25 protein-coding genes are annotated in these 25,500 nt (G+C 59.7%); 21 read left to right on the top strand and 4 right to left on the bottom strand.

What is annotated here, in order from left to right; genetic code table 11:
- Positions 1 to 2: 2 nt before the first annotated feature.
- The 5 genes from C4S59_RS17820 to C4S59_RS17800 all read left to right on the top strand — a co-directional run bounded on the left by C4S59_RS17820 (position 3) and on the right by C4S59_RS17800 (position 5,882).
- Complete coding sequence (locus C4S59_RS17820; protein ID WP_103911731.1) at positions 3 to 1,031, top strand: TRAP transporter substrate-binding protein; 1,029 nt, start codon at positions 3 to 5, stop codon at positions 1,029 to 1,031.
- 68 nt (positions 1,032 to 1,099) lie between these two features.
- Positions 1,100 to 2,452 carry a glutamine synthetase family protein gene (locus C4S59_RS17815; RefSeq protein ID WP_103911730.1) on the top strand — a complete coding sequence of 451 codons (1,353 nt, stop codon included), beginning with the start codon at positions 1,100 to 1,102 and terminating at the stop codon, positions 2,450 to 2,452.
- Positions 2,453 to 2,504: 52 nt separating this feature from the next.
- Positions 2,505 to 3,881 (top strand): aldehyde dehydrogenase family protein, encoded by a 1,377-nt coding sequence (locus C4S59_RS17810; protein WP_103911729.1) that lies wholly within the window; start codon positions 2,505 to 2,507, stop codon positions 3,879 to 3,881.
- Positions 3,878 to 5,023, top strand: a complete 1,146-nt coding sequence (locus tag C4S59_RS17805) for an iron-containing alcohol dehydrogenase (protein WP_103911728.1) — start codon at positions 3,878 to 3,880, stop codon at positions 5,021 to 5,023. The genes C4S59_RS17810 and C4S59_RS17805 overlap by 4 nt, the downstream gene beginning before the upstream one ends.
- Before the next feature lie 133 nt (positions 5,024 to 5,156).
- A complete protein-coding gene (locus tag C4S59_RS17800) occupies positions 5,157 to 5,882 on the top strand; it encodes a hypothetical protein (protein WP_103911727.1) in 726 nt (241 codons plus the stop codon).
- A 6-nt stretch (positions 5,883 to 5,888) separates the two neighbouring features.
- On the opposite strand, the gene C4S59_RS17795 is transcribed toward C4S59_RS17800, so the two are convergent.
- Complete coding sequence (locus tag C4S59_RS17795; RefSeq protein WP_103911726.1) at positions 5,889 to 6,785, bottom strand: sugar kinase; 897 nt, start codon at positions 6,783 to 6,785, stop codon at positions 5,889 to 5,891.
- A complete protein-coding gene (locus C4S59_RS17790) occupies positions 6,782 to 7,480 on the bottom strand; it encodes a GntR family transcriptional regulator (RefSeq protein WP_103911785.1) in 699 nt (232 codons plus the stop codon). The genes C4S59_RS17795 and C4S59_RS17790 overlap by 4 nt, the downstream gene beginning before the upstream one ends.
- 121 nt (positions 7,481 to 7,601) lie before the next feature.
- On the opposite strand from C4S59_RS17790, the gene uxaC reads away from it, so the two are divergent.
- From uxaC to C4S59_RS17730, 12 genes are all read left to right on the top strand, one after another.
- Positions 7,602 to 9,008 (top strand): glucuronate isomerase, encoded by a 1,407-nt coding sequence (gene uxaC, locus C4S59_RS17785; RefSeq protein ID WP_103911725.1) that lies wholly within the window; start codon positions 7,602 to 7,604, stop codon positions 9,006 to 9,008.
- Between the two features lie 29 nt (positions 9,009 to 9,037).
- Positions 9,038 to 10,012 (top strand): TRAP transporter substrate-binding protein, encoded by a 975-nt coding sequence (locus tag C4S59_RS17780; protein WP_103911724.1) that lies wholly within the window; start codon positions 9,038 to 9,040, stop codon positions 10,010 to 10,012.
- Positions 10,013 to 10,079: 67 nt separating this feature from the next.
- A complete protein-coding gene (locus C4S59_RS17775) occupies positions 10,080 to 10,586 on the top strand; it encodes a TRAP transporter small permease (RefSeq protein WP_234994823.1) in 507 nt (168 codons plus the stop codon).
- 3 nt (positions 10,587 to 10,589) lie between these two features.
- Complete coding sequence (locus C4S59_RS17770) at positions 10,590 to 11,870, top strand: TRAP transporter large permease (protein WP_103911723.1); 1,281 nt, start codon at positions 10,590 to 10,592, stop codon at positions 11,868 to 11,870.
- Between the two features lie 12 nt (positions 11,871 to 11,882).
- Positions 11,883 to 12,194 (top strand): cupin domain-containing protein, encoded by a 312-nt coding sequence (locus C4S59_RS17765; RefSeq protein ID WP_103911722.1) that lies wholly within the window; start codon positions 11,883 to 11,885, stop codon positions 12,192 to 12,194.
- Between the two features lie 15 nt (positions 12,195 to 12,209).
- Positions 12,210 to 13,034 (top strand): 5-dehydro-4-deoxy-D-glucuronate isomerase, encoded by an 825-nt coding sequence (gene kduI, locus C4S59_RS17760; RefSeq protein WP_103911721.1) that lies wholly within the window; start codon positions 12,210 to 12,212, stop codon positions 13,032 to 13,034.
- The gene (kduD, locus tag C4S59_RS17755; protein ID WP_103911720.1) at positions 13,031 to 13,777 is read left to right on the top strand and encodes a 2-dehydro-3-deoxy-D-gluconate 5-dehydrogenase KduD; all 747 of its coding nucleotides are present in this window, start codon (positions 13,031 to 13,033) and stop codon (positions 13,775 to 13,777) included. Before kduI ends, kduD begins: the two co-directional genes overlap by 4 nt.
- Positions 13,755 to 15,206: a mannitol dehydrogenase family protein gene (locus tag C4S59_RS17750; protein ID WP_103911719.1), complete on the top strand. Its 1,452-nt coding sequence runs from the start codon at positions 13,755 to 13,757 to the stop codon at positions 15,204 to 15,206. The genes kduD and C4S59_RS17750 overlap by 23 nt, the downstream gene beginning before the upstream one ends.
- The gene (gene uxuA, locus C4S59_RS17745; RefSeq protein WP_103911718.1) at positions 15,203 to 16,390 is read left to right on the top strand and encodes a mannonate dehydratase; all 1,188 of its coding nucleotides are present in this window, start codon (positions 15,203 to 15,205) and stop codon (positions 16,388 to 16,390) included. The genes C4S59_RS17750 and uxuA overlap by 4 nt, the downstream gene beginning before the upstream one ends.
- Entirely contained in the window at positions 16,383 to 17,906 is a 1,524-nt protein-coding gene (locus C4S59_RS17740; RefSeq protein WP_103911717.1) for a UxaA family hydrolase, read from the top strand. The genes uxuA and C4S59_RS17740 overlap by 8 nt, the downstream gene beginning before the upstream one ends.
- Before the next feature lie 205 nt (positions 17,907 to 18,111).
- Positions 18,112 to 18,267 carry a hemin uptake protein HemP gene (gene hemP / locus C4S59_RS17735; RefSeq protein ID WP_407703080.1) on the top strand — a complete coding sequence of 52 codons (156 nt, stop codon included), beginning with the start codon at positions 18,112 to 18,114 and terminating at the stop codon, positions 18,265 to 18,267.
- 263 nt (positions 18,268 to 18,530) lie between these two features.
- Positions 18,531 to 19,199: a GntR family transcriptional regulator gene (locus C4S59_RS17730; RefSeq protein WP_146064560.1), complete on the top strand. Its 669-nt coding sequence runs from the start codon at positions 18,531 to 18,533 to the stop codon at positions 19,197 to 19,199.
- Here the strand turns inward: C4S59_RS17730 and C4S59_RS17725 are convergent.
- A complete protein-coding gene (locus C4S59_RS17725; RefSeq protein ID WP_103911714.1) occupies positions 19,196 to 21,520 on the bottom strand; it encodes a Tex family protein in 2,325 nt (774 codons plus the stop codon). The two genes, C4S59_RS17730 and C4S59_RS17725, sit on opposite strands and share 4 nt — an antisense overlap.
- 84 nt (positions 21,521 to 21,604) lie before the next feature.
- Complete coding sequence (locus C4S59_RS17720; protein WP_103911713.1) at positions 21,605 to 22,021, bottom strand: Fur family transcriptional regulator; 417 nt, start codon at positions 22,019 to 22,021, stop codon at positions 21,605 to 21,607.
- Positions 22,022 to 22,140: 119 nt separating this feature from the next.
- Here C4S59_RS17720 and C4S59_RS17715 point away from each other — a divergent pair, with 119 nt between their 5' ends.
- The 4 genes from C4S59_RS17715 to C4S59_RS17700 are packed head-to-tail and all read left to right on the top strand — an operon-like array spanning position 22,141 to position 25,462.
- The gene (locus C4S59_RS17715; protein ID WP_103911712.1) at positions 22,141 to 23,040 is read left to right on the top strand and encodes a metal ABC transporter substrate-binding protein; all 900 of its coding nucleotides are present in this window, start codon (positions 22,141 to 22,143) and stop codon (positions 23,038 to 23,040) included.
- Positions 23,037 to 23,786 carry an ATP-binding cassette domain-containing protein gene (locus tag C4S59_RS17710; RefSeq protein WP_103911711.1) on the top strand — a complete coding sequence of 250 codons (750 nt, stop codon included), beginning with the start codon at positions 23,037 to 23,039 and terminating at the stop codon, positions 23,784 to 23,786. Before C4S59_RS17715 ends, C4S59_RS17710 begins: the two co-directional genes overlap by 4 nt.
- A 3-nt stretch (positions 23,787 to 23,789) precedes the next feature.
- Complete coding sequence (locus C4S59_RS17705) at positions 23,790 to 24,641, top strand: metal ABC transporter permease (protein WP_103911710.1); 852 nt, start codon at positions 23,790 to 23,792, stop codon at positions 24,639 to 24,641.
- Positions 24,638 to 25,462, top strand: a complete 825-nt coding sequence (locus tag C4S59_RS17700) for a metal ABC transporter permease (protein ID WP_103911709.1) — start codon at positions 24,638 to 24,640, stop codon at positions 25,460 to 25,462. The genes C4S59_RS17705 and C4S59_RS17700 overlap by 4 nt, the downstream gene beginning before the upstream one ends.
- The last annotated feature ends 38 nt before the right edge of the window (positions 25,463 to 25,500 follow it).

The raw sequence follows: 25,500 nt of genomic DNA, 5'->3' as shown, positions 1-25,500 counted from the left end.
ACATGACTTCAAGACGTAAGTTTCTGGCCGGCGCGGCCACAGCTCCGGCGGCCTTGGCCACACCGGCGCTGGCACAAAGCACCATCAAATGGCGCATGCAGACATACGCGGGCCCCGCACTGGCCGCTCACGTGATCGACCCCGCGATCGAGATGTTTAACAAGATCGCAGGCGACCGCATGCAGATCGAACTGTTCTATGCCGATCAGCTGGTGCCCACGGGCGAATTGTTCCGCGCAATGCAGCGTGGCACGATTGATGCGGTTCAGTCTGATGATGACTCCATGGCGTCGCCGACAGAAGTCACCGTGTTCGGCGGCTACTTCCCGTTCGGGTCGCGCTATTCGCTGGATGTGCCGGTGCTGTTCAACCAGTACGGCCTGAACGAAATCTGGGATGAGGAATATTCCAAGGTTGGCGTCAAACATATCTCGGCCGGTTCCTGGGACCCGTGCCACTTTGCCACCAAAGACCCGATCCGTTCGCTGGAAGACCTGAAAGGGAAGCGCGTCTTTACCTTCCCGACAGCGGGCCGCTTCCTGTCACAGTTCGGCGTCGTGCCGGTCACGCTGCCTTGGGAAGACATCGAGGTCGCGGTTCAGACAGGCGAACTGGACGGCATCGCGTGGTCCGGCATCACCGAAGACTACACAGTCGGCTGGGCGGATGTGACCAACTACTTCCTGACCAACAACATCTCGGGCGCGTGGGCAGGATCGTTCTTTGCCAACATGGACCGCTGGAACGAACTGCCGGAAGACCTGCAGACATTGTTCCGCGTCTGCTGTGACCAGTCGCACTACTATCGTCAGTGGTGGTATTGGGGTGGCGAAGCATCGCTGCGCGTCAACGGCGACAAGATGCAACTGACCTCGATTCCCGATGAAGAATGGGCCACAGTTGAAGAAGCGGCCGTCAAGTTCTGGGACGAGATCGCGGCTGAATCCGAGACAAAGGCCAAAGTCGTCGAGATCTTCAAGAAGTACAATGCCGACATGACAAAGGCCGGTCGTCCGTATCGCTACGGCTGATCCTAACATTAGCGGGATGGGCGGGCCCTGTCGGGCTGTCTGTCCCGCGCATCAATTCCGAGGCTGACATGACATTTGAAGAGCTTAAGACCCAGATCGCAAGCGGTGCCATCGACACCGTTCTGACCTGTATGATCGATATGCAGGGACGTCTGATGGGCAAACGTTTCCACGCCGAGGCGTTTCTGGACATAGCCGAGGATGAAACCCATTGCTGTAATTACCTGCTGGCGACCGATCTGGTGATGTCGACGCCTGAAGGGTACAAATCGACCAGTTGGGAACAGGGCTATGGCGACTATGTCATGAAGCCTGATCTGAGCACGATCCGGCCCACGCCGTGGCTGGAAGGCACCGCGATGGTTCTGTGCGATATTATTGATCACCACACTCATAAACCCGTGCCGCACGCGCCGCGCCAGATGCTGAAGAACCAGATCGCGCGGGCGACTGCGATGGGTCTGACGCCGGTTATGGCGACGGAGCTTGAGTTCTTCCTGTTCCAAGGCACGCATGACCAGATCGGTGCGGAAGGCTTCCGCGAGATGAAGACGATCTCGCGCTACAACGAAGACTACCACATCTTCCAGACGTCCAAGGAAGAGCACATCATGCGCCCGATCCGGAACCACCTGCGCGCGATGGGTGTGCCGGTGGAAGGGTCCAAGGGCGAGGCCGAGGCCGGTCAGGAAGAGCTGAACATCAAATACGCCGAGGCCTTGGCCTGCGCCGATCACCACACGATTGCCAAGCACGCGGTCAAGGAAATTGCCCATCAGAACGGTGCTGCGGCGACCTTCATGTCCAAGTGGCATCATGATCGCGTTGGCAGTGCTGCCCATGTGCATCAGTCGCTTTGGAAGGACGGAACGAACGCGTTTTATGACGCCGACCGCCCCTTGGCGAAGTCCGAACTGATGGATCACTACATGGCGGGTCTGATCGCCTATGCCAGCGATTACACCTACTTCATGGCGCCCTACATCAACAGCTACAAGCGCTTTGCCAAAGGCACCTTTGCGCCCACGCGCACTGTCTGGTCGGTCGATAACCGCACCGCCGCCTTCCGTCTGTGTGGCGATGGCACCAAAGGCGTGCGCGTTGAATGCCGTATCCCGGGCGCGGATATGAACCCCTATCTGGCGCAGGCGGCAATGTTGGCGGCGGGCCTGAAGGGGATCGAGGAAAAGTTGAGCCTGTCGGACGCGCTGAAAGGCGACGCCTATGAAGTCGCGGACGCCGGTGAAATCCCTTCGACCCTGCGGGATGCGCGCGAAGCGCTGATCGCTTCCGACATGCTGAAAGAGGCCTTTGGCGAAGACGTAATCACCCATTACGCCCGCGCTGCCGAGGTCGAGATCGAAGACTATGACCGCATCGTCACCGACTACGAAATCCGCCGGAATTTCGAACGGGCCTGAGTTTTACAAACACGTCGGTTCCATCGAACCGAAATCACTATGGAGAGGTCGCATGACCGTCACTTGTATCTCGCCGATCGACGGATCGGTTTATGCAGAACGTCCAACTCTGACGCTTGAGGCCGCGCGCGATGTGGTAAGTGCGTCCCGCGCGGCGCAACCGGCTTGGGCCGGGCGCCCGCTTCAGGAACGCATCGATCTGGTTATGGCAGGCGTGGCCGCTGTGGGTGCGATGAACGACGAAATCGTGCCGGAACTGGCCCATATGATGGGGCGTCCCGTGCGCTACGGCGGCGAATTCGGCGGTTTCAACGAACGCGCGTCTTACATGGCGGACATCGCAGCCGAGGCGCTGGCTGATATTCAGGTCGGCGAAGACGCCACTTTCAAACGCTATATCAAACGCATTCCCCACGGCGTCGTCTTTGTCGTGGCGCCTTGGAACTACCCCTACATGACCGCGATCAACACGGTCGCGCCTGCGCTGATCGCGGGGAACACCGTTGTGCTGAAGCATGCGGCGCAGACCCTGTTGGTGGGCGAACGCATGGCCAAGGCGTTCCACGATGCGGGCGTGCCTGAGGACGTGTTCCAGAACGTGTTCCTTGATCACGACACGACCTCGGCCCTGATTTCGGAAAAGGCCTTCGACTTTGTGAACTTCACAGGCTCCGTCGGCGGTGGTCAGGCGATGGAACGCGCAGCGGCGGGCACGTTTACCGGCGTGGGCACCGAACTGGGGGGCAAGGATCCGGGCTATGTCATGGAAGACGCCGATCTGGATGCGGCCGTTGATACGCTGATCGACGGCGCGATGTTCAACTCGGGTCAGTGCTGCTGCGGGATCGAACGGATTTACGTGCACGAAAGCCTTTTTGACGCCTTTGTTGAAAAGGCCGTTGCCGTGGTCAATGGCTACAAGCTTGGCAACCCGTTGGATGCGGAAACTACCATCGGCCCGATGGCCAACATCCGCTTTGCCAAAGAGGTGCGTGCGCAAATCGCCGAGGCGGTCGAGATGGGTGCAAAGACCCATATCGATACCTTCCCAGAGGATGACGGCGGCGCTTATCTGACGCCGCAAATCCTGACCAATGTCACCCACGACATGCGCGTGATGCGCGACGAAAGCTTTGGCCCCGTGGTCGGCATCATGTCCGTCAAAAGCGACGAAGAGGCGGTTGCCCTGATGAACGACAGCGAATTCGGTCTGACCGCCAGCCTTTGGACGGCGGATGTGGACCGTGCGCAGCGAGTGGGCGACCAGATCGAAACCGGCACGGTGTTCATGAACCGCGCCGATTACCTTGACCCCGGTCTGTGCTGGACGGGGTGCAAAAACACAGGACGTGGCGGGGGATTGTCGGTGATCGGCTATCAGAACCTGACCCGTCCGAAATCCTACCATCTTAAGAAGGTGACGAAATGAGCCTTGTTGGAAACTGGTCCTATCCGACCGCAGTGAAATTCGGGGCAGGGCGCATCGCCGAACTGCCCGGCGCGTGCGAAGCCGCTGGCATCAAGCGCCCGCTTCTGGTGACGGACAAGGGCCTTGCGCCGCTGCCGATCACAGCCGCGACGCTGGACATCATGGAGGCCGCAGGCCTTGGCCGTGGCATTTTCTCGGACGTCGATCCGAACCCGTCCGAGATCAATCTGGCCGCTGGTGTGGCCGCTTATAAAGAAGGCGGCCATGACGGTGTGATCGCTTTTGGTGGTGGCTCGGGTCTCGACCTTGGCAAAATGGTCGCCTTTATGGCTGGTCAAACGCGCCCTGTTTGGGACTTTGAGGATATCGGCGATTGGTGGACCCGTGCGGATGCCGACGCCATCGCGCCGATCGTGGCTGTGCCGACCACCGCTGGTACAGGGTCTGAGGTGGGGCGCGCCAGTGTCATCACCAATTCGGCCACGCATGAGAAAAAGATCATCTTCCACCCCAAGGTTTTGCCATCGGTGGTGATCTGTGACCCCGAACTGACCGTCGGCATGCCGCCCATGATCACGGCAGGCACGGGCCTTGATGCCTTTGCCCACTGTGTCGAGGCTTTTTCGTCACCCTTCTACCATCCCATGAGCCAAGGCATCGCGCTGGAAGGTATGCGGTTGGTCATCGACTACCTGCCCCGCGCCTATCAGGACGGCACGGATGTCGAGGCCCGCGCACAGATGATGTCGGCGGCGGCGATGGGGGCGACGGCGTTCCAGAAAGGTCTGGGGGCGATCCACGCGCTGTCCCACCCGATTGGCGCGGTGTTCAACACGCACCACGGCACCACCAACGCGGTCTGTATGCCTGCGGTTCTAGACCTGAACGAACCCATGATCCGCGACCGGTTTGATCGCGCGGCGGGATATCTGGGCATTGATGGCGGATATGACGGCTTCCGCGCCTTTGTTCAGACGTTCAACGACAGCTTTAACATCCCGCGCAAACTGTCCGAGATGGGCGTGACGGGGGATAAGATGGATGTGCTGGTGCCCATGGCGCTGTCCGATCCGTCCTGCGGTGGCAATCCGGTGGAACTGACCACCGAAAACGTCACAGCGCTGTTCGAAGCGGTGATCTAAAACACTCAGGGCGGGGAACAAACCCCGCCCTGTTTCGTTAAACAGCATGGCCGCTCAGGTGATGCTGTTGCTGTTTCATTATTGCTCTGCGGCCCTACGCGAATTTACGCATTAAGCCTGCGGGGATATTTTGATGAATGGCATTATCCGATTTGCGCCTTTGGCGGTTTTGTCCGGTGTGACCTATGCCGTGGGTCCGGGCGCGCAGGCGGACACCCACAAGGAAACGGTCGCGGCCTGTCTGGAAGCCGTTCGTTCCGATGACATGGAACGCGCCGAAACCCTTGCTGATCAGATCATCGAATGGCGCGCCTTGTTCGCAACCCAAGTCATCGCTGACGCGAAATCCTGTCTTGAAGCCGCCAAAGGGGGCGAGTGGACATATTTCACCACCAAAAGCCGTTTCCTGACTGGCATGGAGGCGGATATGGAGCAGGACTATATCGACAAGGCGATGAACAAAAAGGCCTCGAACCAAATCGATTATCAGAACGAACGGGCGCGGCTGGAATGCGAAATCTCGGCTGCGCAAGAGTCGGTCAAAAGCCTTGAGGCAGAGTATGACAACTTCAAACTGGCCCGCACGCAAGAGGCCGAGCATATGACCATGAAGGTCTGTTACGACCTCTATGCGTCGGACCCTGCCGCCGCTTTGTTAGAGCCGGTTTGCAATGAGGCCTTCCTTGAAACCGGCCTACCGGATTCCGACTACGAATTCGATTTCACCAACATCATGAGCGCCAAGGTCCGCTTGGCCAAATCCAAGGTCGAACTGGGCGAATTGCTGCGCGGGGTTACGGGCAGCGATATCTCGATGCCCTTCGGCAGCGATTGCGCCAAGTTCTCGGTCGAGGAATAGCGCGCTTTAGTCCAGATCGACCAATGCACCACGTTTGCCCACGACCTGCGCGGCTAGGGCACAGCCCGCGCGCACCGCATCGGCGTTGGACTGACCCGACATCAAACCGCTTAGGAAGCCCGCGTTAAAGGAATCGCCCGCCGCCGTAGTGTCGACCACTTGGGTCACTTTGAGGGGCGTAACGGTTTCCTGTGGCTGGCCTGCGGCGTCGATAAGAACGGCATCTGCGCCGTCCTTCACGATCGACAGGGTAACGCCCGCGTCGGCATAACGTTTGGCTGTCGCGGCCTTGTCGGCATCGTTGAAATAGGTGGCTTCATCCTCGAACGAGGGCAGGGCGATGTCCGCCACTGCCGCGCCGCGCATGATCCAATCACACATCTCTTGATCCGAAGCCCAGAGGCGCGGGCGCAGGTTCGGGTCGAACACGATGCGCACGCCTTTCGCACGGGCTTTTGCCAGAACAGACAGCAACGTTTCGCGCCCCTCAACCGGCAAAATCGCCAAGGTGATGCCCGAGAAAAACGCCACATCGCCTGCTTTCAGGTTCGGCAGTTCGCTCAGCCCGTCTGCCATCTGCCGCGCGGCAGAGGCGCTGCGCCAGTAGGAAAAACTACGCTCTCCGTCCTTCAGGGAAATCATATACAGGCCGACCGACGCGCCGGGGATTACCCGTAGTTCGGGCGTCACGCCCGCGTCTTGCATAAAGGCGGTCATCTGGGCCGAGGCCGCGTCATCGCCCACGGCGCTGAAATAGGACACGGTCAGGTCATCGCCCGCCAGTTTGCGCAGGTACCACGCGGTGTTGAACGTATCGCCGGCAAAGCCCATCGCGTAATGGCCGTCGCCTGTCGGGGCCATTTCGACCATACATTCGCCAATGGCGAGAACTGTCTGCGTCATGTGTCGCTATCTTCGAAATATTGGGGATGTTCTTCGCGGATCTGGGGCAGGATGTATTTGATCCGGCCCAGATGTTCCTCGAGGTGTTTTTGAACCGCATCCGCGTCGCGGGCGAACAGCGCGTCGGTGATCGACAGGTGCTGGTCAAAGGCGGTTTGCTGGCCGAACGACAGGGACAGAAACCGCACGCGGTCCATATGGGCCTTTTGTTCCTGGATCAGCGCCCAGGCATAGCCGTGACCGGACATTTCACAGATGCGCTGGTGCATGCGGTCATCCAGTTCGTGGAACTTGGATCGTTCATCTGCGGCGATGGCGGTTTTCTGTTGTGCGAGCAGACTGCGGATTTCGTCGAAGTCATCCTCGGTCATGGTGTTGACCGCATCAAGGAAGCAGGCGGTTTCCAGCGCGGTCCGGATAAAGCTGGCCTGAAGCACTGCCTGTGAGGAAATCTTGGTGATCAGTGTCGCGCGTTGCGGGCGGATCAGCAGGAAGCCCACTTGCGACAGGCGAAAGAACGCGTCGCGCACGGGCTGGCGCGAAACGCCAAGCGCCTTGGCAATCTCGATTTCGGAAACCTTGGTTCCGGGGGCCAGCTTGAACGTGATGAGCGCGTGGTAGAGCGATTCAAAAACCTGATCTGTCGTGGTGACAGTCTGGATCGCCGACAGGGGCGCAATGGAAAGGTCATTCATAGGCAAGGCGTCGTCCCGTTTTTCCAAGCTTTGGACAGTATAGACGAAATCTTTTTTGACACAACTAATCAACTAGCATATTAGTTTGGAAAAATGACGAGTCGCAAAGTGGGGGGACATTATGGCTTTGGTTGATCCGGATCGCCTATTTCCGGTCGAAACAGGCCTGCGTGGTTTGACGCGCGCGCTGTATGAAAGCGTGGCAGACCTGCCGATTATTTCGCCCCACGGTCACTGCGATCCGCAGTGGTTTGCGGAAAACAAACGTTTCCCGAACCCCGCCGAGTTGTTCGTAATCCCCGATCACTACGTCTTCCGCATGCTGGTGTCGCAGGGTGTGCCCCTGACCGATCTGGGTGTGCCCCGCGTTGACGGCGGCCCGACCGAAACCGATCCGCGCCTGATCTGGAAACGCTTTGCCGAGCATTACTACCTGCTGCGCGGCACGCCTTCGGCGATGTGGTTGAACCATTCGTTTGAACATGTGTTCGGTCTGGATGTACCGCTTTCTGCCGAAACGGCGGATATGTATTACGATCATATCGACGCGAAGCTCGCGCAGGATGATTTCCGCCCGCGCGCGTTGTTTGACCGCTTCAAGATCGAGGCGCTGGCCACGACCGAAGGCGCGCTGGACGATCTGAAATGGCACCGCCAAATCCGCGAAAGCGGTTGGCAGGGCAGGGTGATCACCACCTACCGCCCCGATGCTGTGGTTGATCCGGAATTCGAAGGGTTCGCGGACAATGTCGCCGAACTGGGTGCGATCACTGGTGAAGATACCGCAACGTGGGATGGCTATCTGAATGCCCATCGCGCACGCCGCGCCTATTTCAAGGAATTCGGCGCAACCGCATCGGATCACGGGCATGCTACCGCGCGGACCGAAGACCTGTCTGCGGCGGATGCCAATGCGCTGTTCCAGAAGGCGTTGAAAGGCACCTGCACTGCGGACGAGGCGGACGCCTTCCGTGGTCACATGCTGACAGAAATGGCGCGGATGAGCCTTGAAGACGGGCTGACCCTGCAAATCCATCCGGGCGCACGACGGAACCATTCGGCACCGGTCTTTGCCGCCCATGGCCGCGACAAGGGCTTCGATATTCCGGGCCGCACCGATTACGTCGGCGCGCTGCGCCCGCTGCTGGATGCGGTGGGGATGGAACGTGACCTGACGGTCATCCTGTTTACGCTGGATGAAACCACCTATGGCCGCGAACTGGCGCCGATGGCAGGGGCCTATCCGGCCCTGCGTCTGGGCCCGCCGTGGTGGTTCTTTGACAGCTACGAAGGCATCCGGAAATTCCGCGAAGCCACGACCGAAACCTGCGGTTTCTACAATACAGCCGGGTTCAACGACGACACCCGTGCTTTCTGTTCGATCCCCGCGCGCCACGACGTCGCGCGGCGGTCGGACTGTGCCTACCTCGCGACTCTGGTCGCGACTGGACGCCTGAGAGAGGACGAGGCGTTCGAGGTGGCACAGGACCTGACCTATCGCCTCGCCAAAGAGGCATACCGGCTGTGACAGGCCAAAAATCCAAGGGAGGATTATCAATGAAACGTCACCTGATGGCAGCGCTGCTTGCCACATCCGCGATGGCCACAGCGGCCAGCGCCTGCGAAGTCACCCTGCGGTCGTCCGACACGCACCCCGAAGGCTACCCCACCGTGGTTGCCGTTCAGGAAATGGGCAAGATGCTGGAAGAGCGCACCAATGGCCGTCTGTGCATCGAAGTGTTCCACTCGGCGCAGCTGGGTCAGGAAAAAGACACCATCGAACAGACGCAGTTCGGCGTGATCGACATGAACCGCGTCTCGATGGGCCCGTTCAACAACATCATCGAAGAAACACAGGTCGTATCGCTTCCTTACGTCTTCCGTTCGGTCGAGCACATGCACAATGTCATGGACGGCCCGATTGGCGACGAAATTCTTGCGGCGTTTGAGCAGCATGATCTGGTCGGTCTGGCGTACTTCGACGGCGGTTCGCGCAGCTTCTACAACTCGCAGAAACCCATCACATCGATGGAAGATCTGGCGGGCATGAAGTTTCGCGTGATGCAGTCGGATATCTTTGTCGACATGGTTGGTGCTCTTGGCGCGAACGCGACACCGATGCCTTACGGCGAGGTATACTCCTCGATCCAGACCGGCGTTATCGATGGCGCGGAAAACAACTGGCCGTCCTATGAATCCTCGGGTCACTTCGAAGTTGCTGGCTACTACACACTGGACCAGCACCTGATCGTTCCCGAAGTTCTGGTCATGTCCAAAGCCAGCTTTGACAAGCTGAGCGCCGACGATCAGGCGATTGTCCGTCAGGCGGCAAAAGACGCCGTTCCGGTCATGCGCGCCCTGTGGGCCGAGCGTGAAAAAGTGTCCGAGCAAAAGGTCCGTGACGCGGGTGTCGAGGTGATCACCGACATCGACAAAACCCCGTTCATCGAAGCGATGAAGCCGGTCTATGAAAAGCACGTCACATCCGACAAGCTGAAAGACCTCGTCACACGTATTCAGGCGACAGAGTAATCTGACCCTGATCGGTGCGCGCGGTGTCCTCTTACCGCGCGCGCCCCTCCTAACAGAAAGACGCGCCGTGGAAACGATTGCGATCATCACAGGGAAACTTGCCCGTATCGGGCTGTGGATCGCGGGGGCGGGGCTTGTTGCCATGACCGTCATGATCGCGGCGCAGGTCTGGTGGCGGTATGTTCTGAACGACAGCATCATCTGGACCGAACCCGCATCCGTCATGGTGATGGGCTGGTTCATTCTGCTGGGGGCCGCCGTGGGAATCCGCGAAGGCTATCACCTGTCGTTCGAGGTGTTTTTGCACTTTGCACCGGACCGGCTGAAGCTGATCCTGTATTCGATCTCGGACATTGTGGTGACGGCCTTCGGCTTTGGCATGGTGTGGTACGGCACGCTGCTGGCCATGAAAACCGCCGGCAACAAGATCCCGTCGCTGGGTATTTCCGGCGCTTATGATTTCCTTCCCATCGTGGTGGGCGGCGTCCTTGTGGTGCTGTTTTCACTGGAACGGCTGGCGCGCCGCGCCGCCGGATTGCCGACCGCCCGCTTTGGCGAAGAACTGGACGACTGACCTATGGAACTCTGGATTCTTTTCGGAACCTTCACCTTTCTTTTGCTGATCGGTACGCCGGTCGCCTTCTGTCTGGGTGTGTCCAGCTTTGCGACAGTTCTGTACATGGGCCTGCCGCCGGTGGTGGTGTTTCAGCGCCTGAATTCGGGCGTGTCCGTCTTTGCGCTTATGGCGATCCCCTTCTTTATCTACGCGGGCGAACTGATGGTCAGGGGCGATATCGCCCGACGGCTGGTCGCCTTGGCGGGGGGGCTTGTGGGCCACTTACGCGGTGGTCTGGGCCAAGTGAACATCACGGCGTCTGTGCTGTTTGGTGGCATCTCGGGCTCTGCCGCGGCGGATGCGTCGGCCATCGGGGGCCTGATGATCCCGCAGATGGAGAAGAAGGGCTATGACACCGACTATGCGGTGAACGTAACGGTCGTGTCGTCGATCATCGCGCTGATGCTGCCGCCGTCGCACAACCTGATCATCTACTCGATTTCGGCAGGTGGGCGTCTGTCCATCGCCGATCTGTTCACCGCTGGCATCGTTCCCGGCCTTTTGTTGGCAGTCGCGCTGATGGTCGCGGCGTGGCTTGTGGCGCGGAAGCGCGGCTATCCGACCGAGCCATTCCCCGGAATGCGGATGATGGGTGTTCTGCTGGCCTCGGCTGTGCCGGGTCTGATCCTTGTGGCAATCATCTTCGGTGGCGTGCGTTCGGGCATTTTCACCGCATCTGAAAGCTCCTGTATTGCCGTGGTCTATGCCTTCCTTGTGACGGTATTCGCCTATCGCAGCCTGAACTGGACCGAGTTCTGCGAAGCGACCTTTGCCGCCGTGCGCACAACGGCGATGGTTCTTCTGGTCATCGGCATGGCGGCGGCCTTCGGCTGGCTTCTGGCCTTCCTTAAGGTGCCTTCCGAAATGGTGACCTTCCTGAAGGGCGTGTCGGACAACCCGATCGTGATCCTGCTGCTGATCAACATCAGCCTGCTGGTTCTGGGCACCTTCATGGACATGAGCCCGCTGATCGTGATCACCACGCCGATCTTCCTGCCGGTCGCCACCGCCTTTGGCGTCGATCCGGTGCAGTTCGGCATCATCCTGATCCTGAACCTTGGCATCGGCCTGTGCACACCGCCCGTGGGTGCCGTGCTGTTCGTTGGCTGTGCCGTGGGCAAGATCGGGATCGGGCAGGCCATGCGCACGATCTGGCCTTTCTACTTTGCGGCCTTTGGCGTGCTGCTGCTGGTCACCTATGTGCCTGCGCTGTCGCTCTGGCTGCCCTCTCTATTCCGCTGATTGGAGTTTTCGATGATCCGCACGTTTCCGGTTGTTCACCCTGATCAGGGCGTGACCCGTCAGGTGTTGTCCGACAGTCCTGAACTGATGGTTGTGTCCTTCGCATTCGAAGAGGGTGCAAAGGGCGCGCTGCACAGCCATCCGCATGTCCAGTCGACCTATGTGAAGACCGGCAAGTTCCGCTTTTCCGTGGCTGGCAACAGCTTTGACGTCAAACCCGGCGACAGCTTTGTCATCCCGTCGGGTGCTGAACACGGCTGCACCTGCCTTGAGCCGGGCGAGCTGATCGACACCTTTACCCCCCGCCGCGACGATTTTCTTTGAATAGGAGCCATTTCCATGACCACCGCTGAAACCCGCTACGCCATTGATCCCGCAACCTCCAAGACACTGGATACCCAAGGTCTGCGCGATCATTTCCACGTGGGCGGCCTGTTCGCCGAGGGCGCGATCAAGCTGGTGTATTCCCATTACGATCGTCTGATCCTTGGCTCGGCCGTGCCTGCGGGCAAGGACCTAACGCTGGATCACGTGCCTGAAACGGGCACCGCCACCATTCTGGAACGCCGCGAAATGGGCATTCTGAATATCGGCGACACCGGCACGGTGTATGTTGGTGGCGAAACCTATGAAATTGCCAACGGCGAAGTTCTGTACATCGGCATGGGCGCAGGTGCGATCACCTTTAGCGGGGCAGGCCGTTACTACATCCTGTCCGCCCCAGCGCACCGCACATGCCCGACCAAGCTGATCACACTGGCCGAAGCCAAGCGGGTTGAACTGGGTTCGATCGCGACAGCCAACGAGCGGGTCATTATCCAGCTGCTGCACCCCGATGTCTGCGAAAGCTGTCAGCTGTTGATGGGCTACACCCAGTTCAAAGAAGGCTCTGTCTGGAACACGATGCCCGCCCACCTGCATGACCGCCGGATGGAGGCCTATCTGTATTTTGACATGACGACAGACCAGCGCGTGTTCCACTTCATGGGCCAGCCGAGCGAGACGCGTCATATCGTCGTCGCGAACGAAGAAGCCGTGATTTCCCCGCCGTGGTCCATCCACTCGGGCGCGGGCACAGGCTCTTACACGTTCTGCTGGGCGATGGCCGGTGACAACGTCGACTTTACCGACATGGACATGGTCGCGATGGAGGACCTGCGATGACCAACCCCTTCAGCATCGAAGGCAAGCGCGCGCTGGTGACGGGGGCGAACACAGGGATCGGTCAGGCGATTGCCATTGGTCTGGCCGCCGCCGGTGCCCATGTGATCGCCGCTGGCCGGTCGTCCTGTGATGACACGGTCGCGCAGATCACCGCCGCAGGTGGCAGTGCCGAAGCGCTGACGCTCGACCTGTCCGATCCGGTCAAAGGCGCGGGCGAGCTGGCCAAGGCCGGTGATCTGGACATTCTGGTGAACAACGCCGGCATCATCCGGCGCGAGGACTCGGTCGATTATTCCGAGGCCGACTGGGACGACGTGATGGATGTGAACCTGAAGGCCGTGTTCCTGCTGTGTCAGGCTTTTGCCAAGGCGGCGATTGCACGTGGGGCCGAGGGACGGATTGTGAATATCGCCTCGCTCCTGAGCTTTCAGGGCGGCATCCGCGTGCCTGCCTATACCGCGTCGAAACATGGTGTGGCTGGTCTGACCAAGATTTTCGCCAATGAATGGGCCGCGAAGGGCATCAACGTGAATGCCGTGGCACCTGGCTATATCGCGACCAACAACACCGAAGCGCTGCGTAACGACGCGGCGCGCAATCAGGCGATTTTGGATCGTATTCCGGCGGGTCGCTGGGGCGATGCAGAGGATATCGCCGGTGCTGTGACCTTCCTGTGCACGCCTGCTGCGAAATACGTGACAGGTGCGGTTCTGAATGTGGATGGAGGCTGGCTTGCCCGCTAACCCGAGACTGAACCGCCAAGGCGACGCGCCGAAAACCGGCATCGTCCACCTTGGCCCCGGCGCGTTCTTTCGCGCATTCAATGCGATCTATACGCAAGAGGCCATGGAGGCCGCGGGCGGCGATTGGGGCATTACGGCTGTAAGCCTACGCAGCCCCACGGCGCGTGACCAGCTTGAACCGCAGGGGGGTGTTTATACATCCGTGTCCTTGGGGGCCGAGGGCGTTACGCATACCTTGATCGGTTCGATCAACAAGGTGCTTGTCGCACCGGAAAACCCTTCTGCGGTTTTGGATGTGATGGCTGATCCGGCGGTGAAGATCGTGTCGTTGACCATCACCGAAAAGGGGTACTGCCATGAGCCGTCTACGGGGCGGCTGCGGTTGGATCATGCCGACATCGTGCATGATCTGGCGCATCTGGATGCGCCGCAATCGGCGCTCGGGTTTATCGTGGGTGCCTTGGCGCGGCGTCGCGCAGCAGGTGTTGCACCCTTCACGGTGTTAAGCTGCGATAACCTGCCGTCGAACGGCCATCTGGCGCGCGGCATGGTGTTGGAGTTTGCGGGGCAAGTGGACGCCGGTCTCCGCGACTGGATCGCGTCCGAGGGGCGGTTTCCGGCCACCATGGTGGACCGGATCACGCCCGCGACGACCGAGGCCGATATCGCCGCGCTGGAAGAGGCGCAGGGCTATTATGATCCGGCCTGTGTTCAGCATGAACCCTTCCGCCAATGGGTCATCGAGGATGACTTCGTCGGCGGCGCGCGGCCTGATTGGCATTTGGGCGGCGCGCAGTTCGTGCGGGACGTGGACGCCCATGAAACCATGAAGCTGCGCTGTCTGAACGGCACCCATTCGACGCTGGCCTATCTGGGCTACTTGGCGGGGTATGAGACGATTTCCGACACGGTGTCCGATGCGGCATTCGCTGTGCTGTGTGAGTATTTATGGACAGATGAAATCATACCCACAGTGCCCCAGCCCGAAGGCGAGGATTTGGCGGCATATGCGGCGGCTTTGTTAGAGCGGTATCGCAATCCGGCCATTCGTCACCGGACGTGGCAGATTGCTATGGACGGATCGCAGAAGCTGCCCCAGCGGATTTTGGGAACGGTAAGTGATGCTTTGGCGGCGGGTCGGACCGTGCCTGGACTTGCGCTCGCTGTGGCGGGGTGGATGCGTTACGTGGGTGGCGTGGATGAGGCCGGGGCAATGATTGATGTGCGTGATCCTTTGGCGGCGCGCTTGCGCGAGTTGTCGGAAGGTGCGGCAACGCCCGCTGCGAAGGTGGCCGCCCTGTTGGCGGTTGAGGATGTGTTCGCGCCCGAGTTGGCGGCGCATGACGGTTTTCGGGATGCGGTGACGGGGGCCTATGCGGGGCTGGTTGCCAAAGGCGCGCGCGCCATGGTGCAGGAGTTGGTGGCATGATCGAGACGTGGCGCTGGTTTGGTCCGTTGGACGCGATTGATTTGTCCGAGATTGCGCAGACTGGGGCGCGGGGTATTGTGACCGCCTTGCACGACATTCCCTATGGTGAGGTCTGGCCGGTTGAGGCGATTGCCGAACGCAAGGCGATAATTGAAGCCTCTTGTGCGCATTGGGCGGTGGTGGAGAGCCTGCCGGTGCATGAGGATATCAAGCTGGGGCAAGGCGATCTGGATGGGCTGTTCGAGAACTACCGCCAGTCGCTTGCGAACCTTGCGTCGCAGGGCGTGACGACCGTTTGCTATAACTTTATGCCGCTTCTTGACTGGACGCGGACGCGGTTGGATGCTGCTTTGCCGGATGGCGGTACGTCGCTGCGGTTTTCGCAGGTCGAGATGGCCGGGTTCGAGGTTCATATGCTGGGCCGCGAAGGCGCGGAGAACGAGTATACTCAGGATATACTGGATCAGGCCGCCAAGTGGGCCGACGGTGCGGATGAGGCAGAGCGGCAGCGGTTGTTGACGGCGATCATGTCCGGTTTGCCGGGGGCCTATGCGCGGTATGATGTTGAGGGCCTGCGAGCGGCGCTTGCGCCTTGGCAGGGGTTTACCACGGAAGATTTGCAGGCGAACCTGAAGCGGTTTCTGGAAGAGGTTATCCCGACGGCGTCCGAGTTGAGGATGCGGATGTGTATCCATCCCGATGATCCGCCGCGTCCGTTGTTGGGATTGCCGCGCATCGTTTCATCGCGCGATCATATCGCGGCGATCATGGGCATGGTGGATGATGTGGCCAACGGGCTGACGCTGTGTGCTGGTTCGCTGGGGGCTAATCCGGCCAATGATGTGCCTGCCATCGCGGCAGAGTTTGCTGACCGGATTCACTTTGCCCATCTCAGGAATGTCCGGAAGGAACCGGATGGGTCGTTCGAGGAAGCAGCGCATCTGGATGGGGACACGGATATGCCGGCCCTGGTTGCGGTTTTGCTGGCGGAAGAGAAGCGTCGCCGGAAAGACGGGCGTAGGGATGCGGATATTCCGTTCCGCCCGGACCATGGTCATGCCTTGTTGACGGATGAAGGGCGCAATACCCATCCGGGCTATCCGTTGGTCGGGCGTTTGCGCGGTTTGGCGGAATTGCGCGGTGTGATCGCCGGTTTGACCTATGCGGATGCCACACATGGCTGAGCCGATTGTTCTGGACCCGAAAGATGACGTGGCCATTCTGACGGCCAAGGCCGGTGCGGGGGATGATCCTTTGGGACTGGGTGCGCCTTTGGACACGCCTGTTGCGCAGGGGCATAAGGTTGCGCGGCATGGTTTGGTCAAAGGCTCCGCGATTCGGAAGTTCGGGCAGATCATCGGCTATGCCACGGCAGACATTTCCGCGGGTGAGCATGTACACAGCCACAACTGTGCCATCGGGGATCACGATCGGGGCTATGAGATCGGTGCGGATCTGGAGGCTGCCAAGGCGGCTGTTGCCCCGCAAAAGCCGATGACCTTTCAGGGTTACCGCCGTGAAGACGGGCGCGTGGGAACGCGGAACTATATCGCGCTTTGTGCCACTGTGAATTGTTCAGCCACCGTCATTCGGAAAGCGGCGGATGAGGTTGTGCGTCGTGGTCTGCTTGCACCTTATCCCAACGTGGATGGCATCTTTGCTTTGGCCCATGGAACGGGTTGTGGCATGGCGTCGGAGGGTGCGGGTTGGGATAACCTTCAGCGTGTCCTTTGGGGGCATGCGACGCACCCCAATGTGGGCGCGGCGGTGTTTGTGGGCCTCGGCTGTGAGGTGATGCAGATTGCGCGGATGAAAACGCTGTTCGGGGCCGAGGGGAGCGAACGGTTTCATGGACTGACCATTCAGGACACAGGCGGCACGCGCGCCACGATTGAAGCGATTGTTGCCAAGGTGGCAGAACTGCTGCCCGAGGTGGCCAAGGCCGAACGTACGACCTGTCCTGCCTCTGATCTGGTGATCGGGCTTCAGTGTGGTGGCTCTGACGGCTATTCCGGCATCACTGCGAACCCCGCTTTGGGGGCCGCATCTGATTTGCTGGTGGCGCAGGGCGGCACGACCGTTCTGTCCGAAACGCCCGAGATCTATGGCGCCGAACAACTGTTGCTGAGGCGTGCTGTGAATGGGCGCGTTGCCGACAAGCTGATCGAACGTATACGCTGGTGGGAAGAGTATACGCAGATGAACGGCGGTTCGATGGACAACAACCCGAGCCCCGGCAACAAGGCGGGCGGGTTGACCACGATCCTTGAAAAATCCTTGGGCGCTGTGGCCAAGGCGGGGTCTGCGCCGCTGTCGGATGTGCTGCACTATGGCGAGAAGATCGACAACAAGGGCCTGATCTTTATGGACACGCCCGGATATGATCCTGTGTCTGTGACGGGTCAGATCGCCGGTGGGGCGCAGTTGATTGTGTTTACCACGGGGCGCGGATCGGCGTTCGGATCGAAACCTGCGCCGACGATCAAGGTGGCCACCAATGACCGGCTGTATCAGTCGATGTCCGAGGACATGGATATCAACTGCGGCGATATCCTGAGCCAAGGCGTATCGATCCCTGACAAGGGCCGCGAGATGTTGGAACACTTCCTTGCTGTCGCCTCGGGCCAGCCCAGCAAAAGCGAAGAACTGGGGCTAGGCGACAACGAAACCGTGCCATGGCAAGTCGGGGCTGTGATGTAAGATCGAAACGCGAAGGGAAACCTTCGCGTTTTTTGTTTTAGGGGGTGCTCGGATTCCCGCCTTGACAAACCCTACTAATTCTATCAGGAATAACTCAGCCACCCCGCACAGGGTCAGCCAGATCAGATCGCTGTGCCAGGGGGTTGCCCTTGGCGTTCCTGCAATTTGCCGAAATGGCCAACCCTGACTGAGGGCACACACAATGATGAACCGTGAAGTTAGCGTCGAAGGCGCGCAAATCGTCCCCACGCATGAAGCCGAGCTTCTGACCTCGGGCGGCACACTGGCCCATATCCGTTTGAACGACCAAGTCTACACGCTGCGGATCACCCGCGCGGGCAAACTGATTTTGACGAAATAATCCTGAAGAACCGGCGATGGCACGCGCTGCCAATAGGTCTGTCCTGCAAACATATAGTGACCTGTTGGATTGGTTCGATAAGCGGAAGCAGGGGGGCGAAACGGGAAGTTTTTCGCCCCCCTGTTTTCGTTCAAAATCACCGATTGCTTGAAAATTGGACGTTTGCCCAAGGATTGAGCGGATAAGCTGGATGTGAGTAGGCAAAAGATACTGACAGTTTGATTGTCATTCGCCTGTAGCGTGTGGGTGATTATTGTCGATCCATGAACACCACAGGCACATTTATTCACAGCGAACAGGTTTCGCAGATAGCGGCAATTTCGGCCGCTCTTGAATCTGATATTGTCAGCGGTGCACTTCCCGCTGGCACTGTTTTGGACGAAGTTTGGTTGTCCGAAAAGTATCGAGTTGAACGGGCGGATATCCAGTCGGTGATGCACACGCTCGTGGCGCGCAATCTGGCAGAGCGGAGTTATTCCAAAGGTCTGGTGGTTGCCGAGATCACCCGAGAACGGATTGCGCAGATGTTCGAGGCGCTGAGCGAGATTGATCTGCTTTGTGTCAGGCTTGCGGCCGAGCGGATGACGCTTGGCGAAGTATGGGCATTGGAAGAGTTGCACCGCCAGATGGGGGCGATGGTCGAGGCCGAGGATTACGATGCCTATGACCGTGCGAACGCGCGCTTTCACGATATGATCTGCCGCAGCACCAAAAACCCAGACCTGGTTGTGATGCGCACCGGTGTGCGGGGGCGTTTGATCGGGCTGGTGGCCCGTCAGGTGGACACGCCCGCGCGGCTGAATACCTCGCACGATCAGCACGGGGCAATCGTGCGGGCGCTGCGCAATCGCGATGCTGTTCAGGCAGAAGAGGCGCTGAAAACGCATATCGCGTTCTCAGCCGAACATATCCTGTCCAACGTGGACGTTTAGCGCTTTTTCATCGCTTCCAGCAGGGCAGCACCAAGTGCGCCCTGTGAATTGTCCTGTTTGGGTTTTGGCGCGGATTTGCCGTTGTGCCGCTGGGGGCGACCCGTGCCATGGGACGGACCGGCGCTGCGTTCGGTGCGGGCCTCTTTCGCGGAGGTGCCGCCGTCTTTGCGCATGGACAGGCCGATGCGTTTGCGGGGGACGTCGACCTCGGTCACGCGGACTTTGACGACATCGCCGGTTTTGACCACCTCATGCGGGTCTTTCACGAACCGGTCGGCCAGTTGGCTGACGTGGACCAGACCATCCTGATGGACGCCGATATCAACGAAGGCCCCGAAGGCGGCGACGTTGGTGACGGTGCCTTCCAGAACCATACCTTCGCGCAGATCGTTGATGGTTTCGACGCCGTCGGTGAATTGCGCGGTCTTGAAGCTCGGGCGAGGGTCGCGTCCGGGCTTTTCCAATTCGCCAAAGATGTCGCGAACGGTGGGCAGACCGAAGGTGTCATCGGCGAAATCAGCAGGGTTCAGGCGTTTCAGAAGGGCAGGGTCCTTCATCACATCGCGTAGATCACGGCCACAGGCGGCAACGATCTTGCGCGCGACGCCATAGGCTTCGGGGTGGACCGAGGACGCATCCAGAGGTTCCTCGCCGTCGCGGATACGCAAGAAGCCCGCACATTGTTCAAACGCCTTGGGCCCAAGGCGCGCGACCTTGAGCAGGGATTTGCGATCTTTGAAGGGTCCGTTGGAGTCGCGATGGGCGACGACAGCCTCGGCCAACACAGGGCCAAGGCCCGACACATGCGCCAGAAGCGGGGCCGAGGCCGTGTTCAGATCAACGCCAACCGCGTTCACGGCGTCTTCGACCACGGCATCCAGCGCTTTGGTCAGGCGGGATTGGTCCACGTCGTGCTGATACTGGCCCACGCCGATGGCTTTGGGCTCGATCTTGACCAGTTCGGCCAGCGGATCCTGTAGGCGGCGGGCGATGGACACGGCGCCACGCAGCGACACGTCGAGATCGGGGAATTCCTTGGCGGCAAGCTCCGAGGCCGAATAGACCGATGCACCCGCCTCGGACACGACGACCTTGGTGGGGGCGGGGATGCCCTTGGGCAGCAGTTTGATGGCGTCCGCGACCAGACGTTCGGTTTCGCGGCTGGCTGTGCCGTTGCCGATGGCAATCAGGGCGACGTTGTGCTGGGCGATGTGGCGGTGGATGGCTGCAATCGCGCCGTTCACATCGTTCTTGGGCTGGAAGGGATAGAGCGTGTCTGTCGCCAGCACCTTGCCCGTCGCATCCACCACCGCGGCCTTCACACCTGTCCGGATACCGGGGTCGAGGCCCAGCACGGATTTTGCACCAGCGGGGGCGGCCAGTAGCAGATCCTTCAGGTTGCGGGCAAAGACCTGAATGGCCTCTTCATGGGCGCGGGCGCGCATTTCGCCCATCAGATCGACCATCATGGTCAGTGACAGTTTGATGCGCCACGTCCAGCCCGCCATGGTGCGCAGCCAGTCGTCGCCTTTGCCACCCTGACCGACGTTCAGTGCCTGCGCCACAATACCCGCCGCGCGGGGTGCGCCGGTTTCGGGATCGGGCGCGATATCGAGCGTTACGATACCCTCATTGGCAGCACGAAGCATTGCCAATGCACGGTGAGAGGGAACGTCAGCCCATTTTTCCCGCTTGTCAAAATAGTCCTGGAATTTCGCACCCTCAGCCTCTTTCCCTGCGACGACAGAGGATGTCAGCCATGCCTCTGCCCGCATGAAATCGCGCAGGCGGCCCAGCAGGGTGGCGTCCTCGGACAGGCGTTCGGCGATGATGTCGCGCGCGCCGTTCAGGGCCGTTTTTACGTCGGGCACGTTTTCGGTGATAAAGGTTGCGGCCAAGGCCTCGGGGTCGACGCTGCGATCATTCAGGATGCCGTCGGCCAGTGGTTCCAGCCCGTTTTCCTTGGCGATGGTCGCCTTGGTGCGCCGTTTGGGGCGATAGGGCAGGTAGATGTCTTCCAACTCGGACTTGGTTGTCGCGTTCACGATCGACCGCGCCAGTTCGTCGGTCAGCTTGTCCTGGGATTTGACGGATTCAAGGATGGTCGCGCGGCGGGCTTCCAGTTCACGCAGGTAAGACAGCCGATCAGCCAGCGTGCGCAGTTGGGAATCGTCCAAGCCACCTGTGGCCTCTTTCCGGTAGCGGGCGATGAAAGGAACGGTCGATCCTTCGTCCAGCAGTTTGACGGCGGCATCCACCTGACGGGGTTGTGCCGAAATGTCAGTGGCGATCAGCTGGGCGATACGTGCGTTGGTGTCCAAGGAGGCCTCCGAAAGTGTTGGAGGTTCGTTCTAGCCTTAGGACAAATCGGGGAAAAGAGCCCGCGCACCTATCGGCGGAAAAAGTCAGCCGTCCTTTTTCCGGACGTAGAGCTCCATCCGGTGGTGGACGATTTCATAGCCGATTTCGGCGGCCAGTTCGGTTTGCAACTGTTCGATGCGGTCCGAGCAGAATTCGATCACTTCGCCGGTGTCCACGTCGATCATGTGATCGTGGTGGTCATCTTCGGCTTTCTCAAAGCGGGAAGGGGTGCCGTCGAACTGATGGCGCTGGATGACGCCCTGATCCTCAAGCGCGGTCAGAGTGCGGTAGACGGTGGACAGCGACAGACTTGGCATATCCTTGGACGCGCGGCGGTGCAGTTCCACGGCGTCTGGATGGTCATCTGCGCCCGCGATCACGGTCAGCAAAGCCGCCCGCTGGCGGGTGATGCGCACACCTGCGTCGCGCAGGGCTTGGGTCAGGTCATCTGCTTTGGTCATGCCCTATTCTTTGGCACGGGGCGGAAAAATCATCAAGCCTTCTTGCAAATCGTTCGCAACAAGCTTGACAAGTTGCAAATCAGTTGCAAATGCATAAAGGGACAAGATGGGAGCATTTCATGTTCACAAGACGTGGCTTTATTGCTGGCACCACCGGTTTCGCGGCTTTCGCCGGAACGGGGGCAGGGGCCTTTGCATCCGGCCGTATCAAGGTGGCGACCACCTTCACCATTATCGCAGACATGGCGCAGAACGTGGCGGGTGATCTGGCCGATGTGGTGTCGATCACCAAGCCGGGTTCGGAAATCCACGGCTACCAGCCGACCCCGCGCGATATTCTGGCGGCACAAGATGCCGATTTGATCCTGTGGAACGGGATGAACCTTGAACTGTGGTTCGAACAGTTTTTCCGCAATCTGCGGAATGTGCCTGCGGCTGTTCTGTCTGACGGCGTTGATCCGATGCCGATCAGCAGCGGGTCCTATGAAGGCAAGCCGAACCCGCATGCATGGATGGCGCTGGATTCCGCGCTGATTTATGTGGACAACATCCGCGATGCGCTGTCTGAGGTCGACCCAGCGAATGCCGAGGCCTATGCCGCCAACGCCGAGGTCTACAAAACCCAGATTGCCGACACGATTGGCCCGTTGCGGGATGCGGTGCGTGCGCTGCCCGAAAACCAGCGCTGGCTGGCAACGTCCGAGGGCGCGTTTTCCTATCTGGCGCGGGATTTTGACCTGAAGGAACTGTACCTCTGGCCGATCAATGCGGATCAGCAGGGCACGCCGAAGCAGATCAAGGATGTCATCGACGCGGTCCGCGCGAATGGCGTGCCTGCCGTTTTCTCGGAATCCACAGTCTCGGATCGTCCGGCCAAACAGATCGCCCGTGAAACCGGCGCGGCCTATGGCGGGGTGCTTTTTGTGGACTCCCTATCCGAGGCTGACGGCCCCGTGCCGACCTATCTGGATTTGCTGCGGGTCACATCCGAGACGATCTTGGAAGGCTTACAATCATGACCGGCCTGCGCGCAAACGGGATCGGGGTCACGTACCCCAACGGCCATGTTGCGCTGCGTGATGCGAGTTTCGAACTGCCAGAAAAATCGATCACCGCGCTTTTGGGTGTGAACGGCGCGGGGAAGTCCACGTTGTTCAAGGCGCTGATGGGCTTTGTGAAAGTTACATCAGGCACGGTCGAGTTTCTGGGCAAACCCGCCGAACAGGCGCTGGATCAACAAATGGTTGCCTATGTTCCCCAGTCGGAAGAGGTTGATTGGTCTTTCCCCGTGCTGGTCAAGGATGTGGTCATGATGGGCCGCTATGGCCGGATGGGATTTCTGCGTCGTCCGAAGGCGGCTGACAAACTGGCGGTCGAGGCCGTGCTAAGCCGTGTCGGCATGCAGGACTATCAGAACCGCCAGATTGGTGAGCTGTCTGGGGGTCAGAAAAAGCGGGTCTTCTTGGCCCGTGCGCTGGCACAAGAGGCGCAGGTTATTCTGCTGGACGAACCCTTTGCCGGTGTTGACGTCCAGACCGAAGAGCAGATCATGGACCTGCTGCGCGCTTTGCGTGACGAAGGTGCCGTGATCCTCGTTGCGACGCACCACCTGAACACCGTGCCGCAGTTCTGCGATCATGCGGTTCTGGTGGATGGCACTGTTCTGGATGCGGGGCCTTTGGAGCAAACCTTCACACCGGAAAAGCTTCGCCGTGCCTTTGGTGGCGGGCGCAGCAACGCGATCTTTCTGGATGCGGCGGAATAGGCCATGTCGGTCCTGCTGGAACCCTTTGCCTATAACTACATGACCAACGCGATCTGGGTGTCGGCGTTGGTTGGGGCTGTCTGTGCGTTCCTGTCATCCTACCTGATGCTGAAGGGCTGGTCGCTGATTGCCGACGCGCTGTCCCATTCGATCGTTCCGGGTGTGGCGGGAGCTTATATGCTGGGCCTGCCCTTTGCCTTGGGCGCGTTTCTGGCGGGTGGCTTGGCGGCGCTGTCGATGTTGTTCTTGCGCAGCCGGACGGGCCTCAAGGAAGACGCGATCATCGGGCTAATCTTTACCGGCTTTTTCGGACTGGGCCTGTTTATGGTGTCGCTGAACCCGATGTCGGTGTCTGTGCAGACCATAACAATGGGCAACATTCTGGCGATCTCGGTCGAGGATACGGTGCAACTGGTCATCATCGGGGCGGTGTCGATGATTGTGCTGCTGGCCAAATGGCGTGATCTGATGGCGGTGTTTTTCGATGAAAACCACGCACGCAGCATTGGCCTGCCAGTGACGGGCCTGCGCGTTGTGTTCTTTACGCTTCTGGCGGCCTGTACCGTGGCGGCGATGCAGACTGTGGGCGCGTTTCTGGTGATTGCGCTGGTGGTGACACCGGGGGCGACGGCCTATCTGCTAAGCGATCACTTCCCGCGTCTGATCCTGATTTCGGTGATCTTCGGCGCGGTGACCTGCGCGGTGGGGGCTTATCTGAGCTATTTCCTGAACGGCGCGACTGGCGGCATTATCGTCTGCCTGCAAACGGCGCTGTTCCTGATGGCCTATCTGTTTGCACCAAAACACGGGCTTTTGGCGGCGAAACGACGGGTTGCTGCAGAGGTGGCGGAATGATCCAAGAGCTGCTGCTGCCGTTCCAGTTTCCGTTCATGCAGAACGCCTTTCTGATCATGATGCTGATCGCACCAGCCGCTGCGATGCTGTCATGTTTTCTGGTTCTTAAAGGCTGGTCCCTGATGGGCGACGCGGTGAGCCACGCGGTTTTGCCGGGTGTGGTGCTGGCCTATGTGGTTGGCGCGCCCCTGATCCTTGGCGCGTTTCTGGCGGGGCTGTTTTGTGCCGTGTCCACCGGATTTCTGGCGAACACATCACGGGTCAAACAGGATACGGTAATGGGCGTCGTGTTTTCCGGCATGTTCGGGCTTGGCATCGTGCTTTACACCGCGATCGAAAGCGATGTGCATCTGGATCATATCTTGTTCGGCAACATGCTGGGTGTCGGGCCCGAGGATTTGTGGACGGCAGGTGCGATTTCCATTGCAGTCGCGGTCATCCTTCTGGCGACATGGCGCATGGTTCTGGCCCATGCGTTTGACCCGATGCACGCCCGCATTGCGGGACTGCCAGTTCGGGTGATCCATTACGGATTGCTGGCGATGTTGTCGGGCATGATCGTAGCGATGCTGTCGTCTGTGGGGTTGGTTCTGGCGATTGGCATGCTGATTGCACCGGGCGCAATCGCCTATCTGATGACCGATAAGTTCTCGCTAATGTTGATCTATTCCGTACTAGTCGCACTTCTTTCGTGCATATCCGGCATCTACCTGAGCTTTTGGATAGATAGCGCCCCAGCTCCGACAATTATCCTTATTTTTTCGGGGCTTTTCGTACTAAGCTTGGTGTGGCGCAGCGGGTTAGGGCGCAGAGCTGCCTAGCAGATCGGGCAGTACTGTCACCTTTCGGATAGCTAGCA

This window comes from Thalassococcus halodurans (assembly GCF_900108225.1).
In the GTDB taxonomy this organism is placed as follows: Bacteria; Pseudomonadota; Alphaproteobacteria; order Rhodobacterales; family Rhodobacteraceae; genus Thalassococcus; species Thalassococcus halodurans.
The sequence above is the reverse complement of the archived record's forward strand: the minus strand, read 5'-3'. Positions and strand labels throughout refer to the sequence as shown.